This window comes from Phormidesmis sp. 146-20 (genome assembly GCF_052939475.1).
In genome coordinates, this window is sequence record NZ_JBJPHT010000016.1 from 112,934 (window position 1) to 122,333 (window position 9,400).

Annotated in this window: 9 protein-coding genes and 1 tRNA gene; 9 read left to right on the top strand and 1 reads right to left on the bottom strand. The window is 50.7% G+C overall.

The annotated features are described in order from the left end of the window. Window positions 1-91: 91 nt before the first annotated feature. Window positions 92-1,333 (top strand): alanine racemase, encoded by a 1,242-nt coding sequence (alr, locus tag ACKFKH_RS15090; protein ID WP_446859141.1) that lies wholly within the window; start codon window positions 92-94, stop codon window positions 1,331-1,333. A 170-nt stretch (window positions 1,334-1,503) separates the two neighbouring features. Further along, entirely contained in the window at window positions 1,504-1,953 is a 450-nt protein-coding gene (ndk, locus tag ACKFKH_RS15095) for a nucleoside-diphosphate kinase (protein WP_446859142.1), read from the top strand. A 138-nt stretch (window positions 1,954-2,091) separates the two neighbouring features. Here ndk and ACKFKH_RS15100 read toward each other — a convergent pair whose 3' ends face one another. Next, window positions 2,092-2,544, bottom strand: coding sequence for a DUF29 domain-containing protein (locus ACKFKH_RS15100; RefSeq protein ID WP_446859143.1), 453 nt, complete (start codon window positions 2,542-2,544; stop codon window positions 2,092-2,094). Between the two features lie 99 nt (window positions 2,545-2,643). Here ACKFKH_RS15100 and ACKFKH_RS15105 point away from each other — a divergent pair, with 99 nt between their 5' ends. From ACKFKH_RS15105 to ACKFKH_RS15135, 7 genes are all read left to right on the top strand, one after another. Further along, the gene (locus ACKFKH_RS15105; protein ID WP_446859144.1) at window positions 2,644-3,690 is read left to right on the top strand and encodes a zinc-dependent alcohol dehydrogenase; all 1,047 of its coding nucleotides are present in this window, start codon (window positions 2,644-2,646) and stop codon (window positions 3,688-3,690) included. 89 nt (window positions 3,691-3,779) lie between these two features. Beyond that, on the top strand, window positions 3,780-4,370 hold the full coding sequence (locus ACKFKH_RS15110) for a hypothetical protein (protein ID WP_446859145.1): 591 nt from the start codon (window positions 3,780-3,782) through the stop codon (window positions 4,368-4,370). Between the two features lie 349 nt (window positions 4,371-4,719). After that, on the top strand, window positions 4,720-5,937 hold the full coding sequence (locus ACKFKH_RS15115; RefSeq protein WP_446859146.1) for an FtsW/RodA/SpoVE family cell cycle protein: 1,218 nt from the start codon (window positions 4,720-4,722) through the stop codon (window positions 5,935-5,937). Window positions 5,938-6,143: 206 nt separating this feature from the next. Beyond that, window positions 6,144-6,878, top strand: a complete 735-nt coding sequence (locus ACKFKH_RS15120; protein WP_446859147.1) for a cytochrome c biogenesis protein CcdA — start codon at window positions 6,144-6,146, stop codon at window positions 6,876-6,878. 16 nt (window positions 6,879-6,894) lie between these two features. Further along, complete coding sequence (locus tag ACKFKH_RS15125) at window positions 6,895-8,280, top strand: cytochrome c biogenesis protein (RefSeq protein WP_446859148.1); 1,386 nt, start codon at window positions 6,895-6,897, stop codon at window positions 8,278-8,280. Between the two features lie 134 nt (window positions 8,281-8,414). Then, window positions 8,415-8,487 (top strand) — tRNA-Thr (locus ACKFKH_RS15130). A 596-nt stretch (window positions 8,488-9,083) separates the two neighbouring features. After that, the gene (locus tag ACKFKH_RS15135) at window positions 9,084-9,335 is read left to right on the top strand and encodes a group II intron maturase-specific domain-containing protein (protein ID WP_446859149.1); all 252 of its coding nucleotides are present in this window, start codon (window positions 9,084-9,086) and stop codon (window positions 9,333-9,335) included. Window positions 9,336-9,400 lie beyond the last annotated feature (65 nt).

Sequence of the window (9,400 nt, forward strand, 5' to 3'; positions counted from 1 at the left end):
TTACAGTCAGAGTGGAGTGGGTAGACCATTCAGAGTTTGGAGAAGTACGATTGCAGAAATCAAATCGTGTGTGGTGTAAGAGGAGTCTGTCATGTTGAGTTGGGATCAAAGTTCCAGCATTGCTCTGATGCAGCGAGAGCGAGCCTGGGTTGAGATTGATTTGGTCGCGCTTTCACAGAATATTCAGCAAATTCGCGGATTGCTGGCGGCGCAGACGGATCTGATGGCCGTCGTCAAAGCCGATGCGTATGGACACGGAGCCGTCACCGTCGCTCAAACCGTTTTGCAAAGTGGGGCCACCTGGCTGGGAGTCGCAACCATTCCCGAAGGGATCGAGCTGCGAGAAGCGGGCATCAACGCTCCGATTTTACTCATGGGCGCAACGCATACAGCCGAACAGATTCGAGCGATCGCTCACTGGCAGCTTCAACCCACCCTGTGTACGCCCAAGCAGGCCCTCGTGTTTGCCGAAGCGATGAGTCACCTGTCGCGATCGCCGCTTCCCGTTCACATCAAGTTAGATACGGGCATGTCTCGATTAGGCACTCCGTGGCAACAGTCAGTTGAATTTGTGCAGTTGGTACAGCGATTACCCAATTTGGCGATCGCCAGCATCTATTCTCATTTAGCCACGGCTGACGACCCTGATCCCACGATCATGCGGCAACAACAACAGCGCTACGAAACTGCCATTCAAGCCTGTGGATTTTCGCCTGCGCCCAATCCTCATCGCCCTCGTCTACATCTCGCCAACTCAGCAGCCACGTTGACCGATACCAATCTGCACTATGACCTGGTGAGAACGGGACTGGTCATCTATGGACTTTATCCCGCAGACCATTTAAGAGGTCAGATTGATCTCAAGCCTGTAATGCAAGTAAAAGCGCGAGTCACCCAGGTCAAAACCATCCAGTCAGGAACCGGAGTGAGCTACGGGCATCGATTCGTCGCTGACAAAGAAACGCAAATTGCTGTAGTCGGAATTGGTTACGCAGATGGCATTCCTCGCAATCTTTCTAATCAGTTGACAGTATTGGTTCGAGGTCAACGGGTGCCCCAAATCGGGTCGATCACGATGGATCAGATTATGTTGGATGTGAGCAGCATTCCCGCTCTACAAGAAGGCGAAGTCGTGACGCTATTGGGTCAAGATGGCAACCAGCAGATTTTGGCGGACGATTGGGCCAAGACTCTCGGCACCATTTCCTGGGAGATTCTTTGTAGTTTTAAGCATCGCCTTCCCCGTGTCGCCGTCGGCAACCCCTTTCTCCAGCGATCGATCTCCGAGATAAGTGACCCCTCGCGAGTTACTCAAAGCGATCGATCTCGATAATGGGCTGTTTCGCTTTGATGCCGAAGCCTTCTGCCCCCCAAGCTGCCAATTCTAGAAGACTTTAAAGCCAGCCCTCCCTCTTCCCTCTTCCCTCTTCCCTCCTCCCTCCCGATCGCCGCCGTTCTGAGCTAATCTGATCTTGTAAAAATTACTCTCTTGGGAGCGCCTCTGTGGAACGGACATTTCTAGCAATCAAGCCCGACGGTGTACAACGCAAGCTGATTAGCGAAATCATTGGTCGCTTTGAGACAAAAGGCTTTACCCTCGTCGGCCTCAAGTTTATGAACGTCAGCCGCGAACTCGCAGAACAGCACTATGGAGTGCATAAAGAACGTCCCTTTTTTGGCAGCCTGGTTGAATTCATCACCTCTGGCCCCGTCGTCGCGATGGTCTGGGAAGGCGATGGTGTGATTGCGGCTGCAAGAAAAGTGATCGGCGCAACCAATCCGCTCACGGCTGAACCGGGCACAATTCGGGGTGACTATGGCGCAAACATTGGTCGCAATTTGATTCATGGATCGGATGCGCCCGAAACGGCCGAGAGTGAGATTGCGCTATGGTTTGAACCAGAAGAACTCGTGAACTGGCAGCCAACGATCCTTTCCTGGATCTACGAGTAATCTGATTGGGGAGAACCTCAATTTAGTCTGGAGAACCTCAATTTAATTTGGCGTTGCAGAGTGGCGATCGATGAAGAGTTCAAATAAGTGTTCAAACAAACGTTCAAACAAACGTTCAAACTCGTCATTCTGCATTTCTCAATCTTGCCAAAACTGGGCTGAGAGCAGCGTCTCCACACTGCGATCGCATCCCCATTTATCAGGAAACATCGTCTTGCGATACGTTCTTTGCACCTCGGCCAACGCATCCTGGTAAGCGTCGGCAAAAATTTCGTCAATGTAGCAAATTAAACTCGGTGAATCTTCGAGCAGCCACTTGAGTCGTTTGCGCTGGTCGGCGATCGTTCGTTCCCACGCGCTATTTTTACTACTGCTATCCACAAAGACTCGCTTGAGAAGATGAACTAGAAGGCAGTCTAATCGGCTCCTGAGTTCTCGCTTTTCGGTGCGTCCCAGAGCGGAGAGTTCATCAATCATATGGGGAATATCTACCTGATCAAACGCTTCGTTCTTCAAGCTGGCGGCTGTTTGCTCAATCCATAAAGCAAAATCTTCTTCGTAGAGAGAAATCTGAAACTGAGGTTGCGACATTTCAGGTAAATATACTGAGATTTGGCCACCGATCTTAGGTTCACGCTCGGTCAAGGGAGATCAGCTAATTGGCGCAAGATCCAGTAAGATTTTTGAACATTGCGTAAAGAAGGTCGATCGCTCGTGTTAGCAGCTTTACTGTACGGTCAAGAAGACCTGAGATTGGAGACTGTTCCTGATCCCACGCCTGCACCGGGAGAAGTGATCCTGCAAGTCGGAGCCGCGACTACCTGCGGAACGGATCTCAAGGTTTGGCGACGAGGCGGACATGCCAAAATGCTCAAGCCACCCACGTTGTTTGGTCATGAAGCGGCTGGGAAAATCGTCGCGCTAGGAGAAGGCGTATCGGGCTGGCAGGTGGGCGATCGCGTCGTTGCCAACAATTCGGCTCCCTGTCTCAAGTGCTTTTTTTGCCACCGCCAAGAATATTCTCTCTGCACCGATCTGACCTTCAACAACGGCACCTTTGCCAAGTATTTGAAAATTCCTGCTGCGATCGTTCAGCAAAATCTTTTAGCCATTCCAGACAATCTCTCTGATGCGATGGCCGCGATGACTGAACCGTTAGCTTGCGTGTTGCATGGAGTCGCTCGATCGAATGCCAAATCCGGCGATCGAGTTGTTTTGTTAGGAGATGGAGCGATCGGACTGATGTTTGTGGCGGCTCTCGCTCAACGGACTGAAGTCTTTGTGTTTGGCGGTAGCGATCCTCGATTGCAGATTGCCGAAAAGTTTGGAGCCGCAAAAACTTTCAATTATCGACAGGTGCCCGATGTGCCGAGTCTGGTGCGAGATCTGACCGACGGCTGGGGCGCTGATATTGTGATCGAGGCGACGGGCGTTCCGGCTGCGTGGGAGACGGCGATCGCTTGTGCGCGTCCGGGATCTACCGTGAATCTGTTTGGGGGCTGTCCTCGTGACACAACAATTACCGTCAATACCGAACAACTCCACTACAATGAACTGACCTTAAAAGGGGTGTTTCACAATATGCCAGAGTTTGTGCGATCGGCGCTGGCCCTGATTGCGAGTGAGACGATTCCGTTTGAGCTTTTGATCAGCGATCGCCAACCACTTCAAAATTTAGAACAGGTGTTTCAAGACATGAAAGCGAGAAAAGTGGTGAAGGTGGCGATCGAGCCGTAGGGATGAGGGATGAGGGATGAGGGATGAAAGGTTGATTTGTCTTGAGTCTCGAAATGGGGAAAGGATGACTTGTTGTGGTGGAGTTGAATATGAAGGTCGATCGATTGAAATCTGTGGTGTGGGCGATCGTGCTGTTGGGTTTGGTGGCCGCTCCCGCAAGGGCACTACCGGGACAGACGACGGATGAGGTGGCCGCCTGGATTAAGGCCAATCCGACTTTGCGACCGGGACGAGGCGAAAAATTTTTGATCACCAAAAGCGCTTCGGCAGCTCAACGATTTACCTTTGAAGCGTCGCTGCTTCCGCCTGGCAGGATTAAGTCTTCTCCTAACGCCAGAATCATTCGCAGTCAGCGGCTGACGATCTTTGACATGCTAAATGGCGTAACTCAAAATCGGCTTCAGGAATCTCTGAGAGCGATCTATGGATTGGAGGTTTTTCAGGACTACGATCGCGCCCAACCGATCTATTCCTACCCCAGCGAAACTGCAATCCAGCAGGCCGTCGCTCAAAAAAATCCGCTCCTCGCCGCACTTCAGGGAGAACTTCGCAAAGGAAGCCGCTACGCCTATTGGCTAGAAATTGCCCAAACCCCGGAGGGACTAGCTTATTCGGGACGGCTGACCGTTTTTCTCAGAGACGACGTAGACAAACTCGAAGCAGAACTGAGAAACCGATAACTGTTTTGGGGCTTAAAGTTAACGCAGATTGAATGAAGTTCTCTCGCTGCGTGCGTTTCGAGATACCCGAAAGGGGTCGTCAATTCAAAAAATTTTCTGCCCTTAACGCGAGTTCGATGAAATCTTTCGCTGCGATTGTTGATTTAGACAGCCCCCTAAATCCCCCACGAGTAAGGGACTTTGAACCAGAATTCTTCTCTTAAAGTCGCCCAAAATTGTCAGCTTGGGGAGCAGAAGCGCTGGATAACGACGCGAAAAGTTGTCAAACTGCCCTTGAGTCAGAAATCTGATTCAGCCCTAAAATTCAGACTCGACCCTCAAAAGATCACTAGATGGGAGAACGATCGTTGTGAAATTGCGCCAACTGATCCCTTTTTTAGATACCACTGCGGCAGATTGGGCCTTTGAAGCTCGAATTTTGCGATGGTTGACCTTTCTCTGGCTGTTTGTGGGGTTGGCGGTGATGTTTTCGGCTTCCTATCCGGTGGGCGATGCAGAATATGGAGACGGATTGTATTACGTAAAGCGGCAGATGTTGGCGATCGCCATCGGTATGATTGGCTTCAACGTGCTGGTGCATGTGCCCCTTCGGTATGTTTTGGGCGTTGCCGATTGGCTGCTGCTGATTTTTTTGGGGGGCATTGTCGTGACGCTGCTGCCTGGAGTCGGAACGTCGGTCAATGGCGGAGCACGCTGGATTCCGCTGGGGCCCTTTCTCATGCAGCCATCAGAATTGATCAAACCCTTTCTGATTTTGCAAGGAGCACGGATTTTTGGACAGTGGGAGCGGCTTTCTTGGGCGGTGCGCTTGACCTGGATCAGCATTTTCTGCGTGCTGCTGGTGGGGATCTTACTTCAGCCAAACTTGAGTACAACGGCGCTCTGTGGCATGACGCTATGGCTGATTGCGCTGGCGGCGGGGTTGCCTTACCTCTACTTGAGTGGCACAGCGGGAGCGGGAGTGCTCTTGGCAATGGTGAGCGTGACGTTTCGAGAATACCAGCGCAAACGGATCATGTCGTTTCTCAATCCGTGGGCTGACCCGATGCGAGACGGCTATCAGTTGATTCAAAGTCTGTATGCGGTTGGGTCTGGCGGCACGTTTGGTACGGGGTTTGGCTTATCTCAGCAAAAATTGTTCTATCTACCGATCCAATACACTGACTTTATTTATGCTGTGTTTGCCGAAGAATTTGGCCTGATTGGCGGCATTTTGCTGATGGGACTGCTGCTCACCTATGCGACGTTTGCTCTGATGGTGGCTCGAAAAGCGCGATCGATCGTGCATAGACTGGTGGCGATCGGGGTGATGGTGCTGATGGTCGGTCAGTCGTTGTTGAATATTGCGGTCGCGACGGGAGCTTTACCCACGACAGGGTTGCCGTTTCCTCTCTTTAGCTATGGCGGCAGTTCGATGATTGCTAGTCTGCTGGCGGCGGCGTTGTTGATCCGAGTCGCACGAGAAAGCAGTGAAGCGGAAGTGGTGTCTTTGCCTCGCACCGATCGTCCTGCCTCTAAGACGATTCCATTTCCTAAAAAGGCTGAGCGATCGCGGCGAGCTAAGTGAGGAGTGAGAAGTGAGGAGTGAGGCGGACGGTAGAATGAGAGTAATTTACCAAGCCGTCGATCGTTCTAATTCAACTAGTCCACTTTCTGCAAAAATTCCTGTCTCAAAGTCCCCCAGAATTGGGGGGTTGGGGGGCAGAAGACTTCAGCACGAAGCCAAAGAGATTTCTGCAATCCGCCCCTCCCACACTTCTACACCCGGCTCCCATGTTAGATATTCAAACCCAACTTTACGAGCTATCTCAGTTTGCCAACACGATCGTCTCAAATCAGTTAAATCACATAACTCCCGTGAGCATTGGCATCATCTTTGGGGCGGGGTTGCTCACCAGTCTGACTCCTTGTACGCTGTCCATGTTGCCCATTACGATCGGGTACATCGGCGGCTACGAAACCAAAAGTCGGCTTCAGGCAGCTACCCAGTCACTCTGGTTTTCATTCGGTCTGGCAACTACGCTGGCAGGTCTGGGAATTTTTGCCACAGTCGTTGGGCAGGTGTATGGCCAGATTGGCATCGGACTCCCGATCGCCGTCAGCCTGGTCGCGATTATCATGGGCTTAAATTTGCTGAATGCGCTGCCGTTGAGATTGCCCTCGATCGGAGCCACCGACTGGGTTTCTGAAGAGCTGCCCAAAGGGGTGCGATCGTACTTAATCGGCTTGACGTTCGGTTTGGTCGCGTCTCCGTGTAGCACTCCCGTTTTAGCCACCCTGCTCACCTGGATTGCGACGACAAAAGATCCCGTTCTAGGTGGAAGCTTACTGCTTTGCTACACAGCGGGATACGTTGCGCCCTTAGTGTTAGCGGGAACCTTCACCGCTTCTATCAAAAAAATCTTGGAACTGCGAAAATGGTCAGGCTGGATCAATCCCGTTAGTGGGGCGCTGCTGGTCGGATTCGGCGTTTTTTCCCTACTTTCTAGAATAGACTTCTTCTCATAAAATTCTTCTCATAAAAATGACGACAGAAACTTCCTTTTTCACCAAGCTATCGGGGCCGCCCAGACGCTACTTCAAAAAAGAACTGTTGCCGCTGTTAGCAGATTTGAGGTTAGCGATCGTCTTGCTGTTAGCGATCGCCGTCTTCAGCATTGCAGGCACCGTGATCGAGCAGGGACAATCCCTGGAATTTTACCAATCAAACTACCCCGAACACCCCGCCCTGTTTGGCTTCTTGACCTGGAAAGTACTGCTCACGGCCGGCTTTGATCACGTCTATCGCACCTGGTGGTATTTGGCGCTGTTGATTTTGTTTGGCTCTAGTTTGACAGCCTGTACTTTTGTGCGCCAGCTACCCGCCCTGAGATGGTTTACTCGCAACACCAGCAAGTTTTACACACAGCCCCGCCAATTCAGCAAGTTTGCCCTGAGTGCCGAATTTGAAGGAACATTGAGCAATCGTGCCCTTCAGCTATTAGAAAAAAATCGCTATCGAGTCTGGCAAGACGGAGACAAATTCTATGCTCGCAAAGGCATCATTGGGCGGATTGGGCCGATCATTGTCCACATTAGTATGATGCTAATTCTCATCGGGGGCATCGTCGGCGCAATGACGGGCTTTATTGCTCAAGAAGTTGTCCCTAGTGGCGGCACTTTTATGATCAAAAACATCGTCGATGCGGGCCCCTGGGCAGAGCCACAGTTTCCTAAAGACTGGGCCGTGAAAGTCAATCGCTTCTGGATCGACTACTTACCCACAGGCGAAATCGATCAGTTTTACTCCGATCTTTCAGTTTTGGACAACGACGGTAAGGAAGTCGATCGCAAAACCATTCACGTCAATCAACCCCTCAAACACAATGGCGTAACACTCTATCAAGCAGACTGGGCCATCTCCGCCGTCCAGGTCAAAATTAACAAAAGTCCGATTCTACAATTTCCCATGGCCAAGCTCGACGCAGTTGGCAGCCGAATTTGGGGCACCTGGATTCCGATTAAACCGGATCTCAGCGATGGTATTTCTCTCGTAGCTAGAGATCTACAGGGGCTACTACTCGTCTACGACACAGACGGCAAGCTGCTTTCTACCGTTCGCAAAGGCATGTCTGTCGAGGTCAAAGGCGTTACTCTGGCGATCGCTGACATCATCGGTAGCACTGGACTCCAAATCAAAGCCGACCCTGGCGTGCCGATCGTCTATCTAGGATTTGGCTTGTTGATGATTAGCACGATGATGAGCTATGTGTCTCACTCCCAAATTTGGGGCTTACAAAAAGACGGCAAATTCTACATCGGGGGCAGCACCAACCGCGCTCAGGTGATTTTTGAGCAAGAATTTCTCGCAATTTTGGATCAGCTTGAACCCCAGGAAACTCTTCCAGAAGCTGAGTTAGCCAAGGTGTAAAGCAGCGATCGTCTTAGAAGGACTGGAATTTAACTGGTTGGTTTAGGGCGATCGTTTTTTTGTGGCTCAACTTTAGGGTGACGACCTCCCAAACCCTTTGAGGGCGGCCTACAATCTGATAGAATACAGGATGTGCTGGTGTAGCTCAGTTGGTAGAGCAGCTGATTTGTAATCAGCCGGTCGCAAGTTCGAGTCTTGTCACCAGCTTTCAGGAAAATCAACCGTTTCGCCTACGGGATAAGCCTTTCAGGACTTGATTTCAGCCAGTCCTGTTTTTTGCGTCGGGTATTGTTGGGTCTTTTTCAACGAGGTTGGGGTAAAGATTGGGATAAAGATCTCTGTATAGAATTTTTGCTGGCTGTACTATCCCTCTTGAATCACTTTGGAGAAATTAAACTGGCTTCTAACTGCTGAAAACTTTATCTAATAACGGGTCTAGCATTCACACTTTATTGACTACTCTCGCGAAGGAATAGAAACGAATTGTGAATGCTAAAACGCTTGCTGGAAAGAGGTTACATCGTTTTTTAGCAATTTTACTTCTTCTAAAGTGACATAAGAGGGATAGTAATCTTGGTCAAAAGCAGACGAGCAGGGCGGCGAGTGATGGCTAGTATTAGTGGTTACTTGACCCAAATGCTGAAGCTCAAAGTGAATCGGGAAAAGAGTCGAGTGGCAAGATTGAGGAGTTGAACTATCTCAGATTTACCTTCCGAAGCATTTGCATCTTCGCTTCTGATCAAGCTCTACAAGACTTCAAATATCGATTGCGGGGCTTAACCGCTCGCAGTTGGGGAGTCTCGATGTCAGAGCGATTCGAGCGCTTGAACCGATACTTGCGAGGGTGGATGAACTATTTCGGTATTTCCCAGCACTACACCCCAATCGAAGCGTTAGACGGTTGGTTGAGGCGGCGCCTTCGCATGTGCTACTGGAAACAGTGGCGCAGACCGAGAACGCGCATCGCTAATCTACTCAAGTTGGGAACCAGTAAGCGTCATGCGATTTCGACGGGCATTAGTCGCAAAGGCTACTGGCGCTTGTCGAAGACCTAGCAACGCAAACGGGGTATGTCAATAGTTTTGTGTCAAAGGTGAAAAGTTAGAGGGGAAATCGGTCT

Coding starts and splice junctions, on each gene's coding strand:
- ACKFKH_RS15125 (WP_446859148.1), top strand. CDS start 6,895: ATGACGACAGAAACTTCCTTTTTCACCAAGCTATCGGGGCCGCCCAGA.
- ACKFKH_RS15110 (WP_446859145.1), top strand. CDS start 3,780: ATGAAGGTCGATCGATTGAAATCTGTGGTGTGGGCGATCGTGCTGTTG.
- ACKFKH_RS15120 (WP_446859147.1), top strand. CDS start 6,144: ATGTTAGATATTCAAACCCAACTTTACGAGCTATCTCAGTTTGCCAAC.
- alr (WP_446859141.1), top strand. CDS start 92: ATGTTGAGTTGGGATCAAAGTTCCAGCATTGCTCTGATGCAGCGAGAG.
- ACKFKH_RS15100 (WP_446859143.1), bottom strand. CDS start 2,544: ATGTCGCAACCTCAGTTTCAGATTTCTCTCTACGAAGAAGATTTTGCT.
- ACKFKH_RS15135 (WP_446859149.1), top strand. CDS start 9,084: ATGTCAGAGCGATTCGAGCGCTTGAACCGATACTTGCGAGGGTGGATG.